Genomic DNA, 366 nt, shown 5'->3' with positions numbered 1-366 from the left:
GGAAGCTGGTGAAGGCCGCCACCGGCGAGGAAGTCAGCGCGGAAGACCTTGGCGGCGCCGACGTGCATACGCGCCTGTCCGGCGTGGCCGACTACTTCGCGCAGAATGACCACCACGCGCTCAGCCTGGCGCGCAATATCGTGCAGCACCTGAACCGCCGCAAGCCGGACCAGATCCGGCTGCACGAACCGGTCGAGCCGCTGTACCCGGTGGAGGAGCTGTACGGCGTGATCCCGACCGACACGCGCAAGCCGTACGACGTGCGCGAGGTGATCGCGCGCCTGGTCGACGGCTCCGAGTTCGACGAGTTCAAGGCACGCTACGGCACCACGCTGGTATGCGGCTTCGCGCGCATCTGGGGCTACC

General features: G+C 68.0%; 1 protein-coding gene. It reads left to right on the top strand.

What is annotated here, in order from left to right:
* The coding region (locus tag MKD38_RS30985; RefSeq protein ID WP_305882547.1) for a carboxyl transferase domain-containing protein at nt 1–366 on the top strand (366 nt) is incomplete at both ends.

Origin of the sequence: Cupriavidus sp. WGlv3 (assembly GCF_023952475.1) — a bacterium.
In the GTDB taxonomy this organism is placed as follows: Bacteria; Pseudomonadota; Gammaproteobacteria; order Burkholderiales; family Burkholderiaceae; genus Cupriavidus; species Cupriavidus phytorum.
This window is presented reverse-complemented; position numbering and strand designations above follow the sequence as displayed.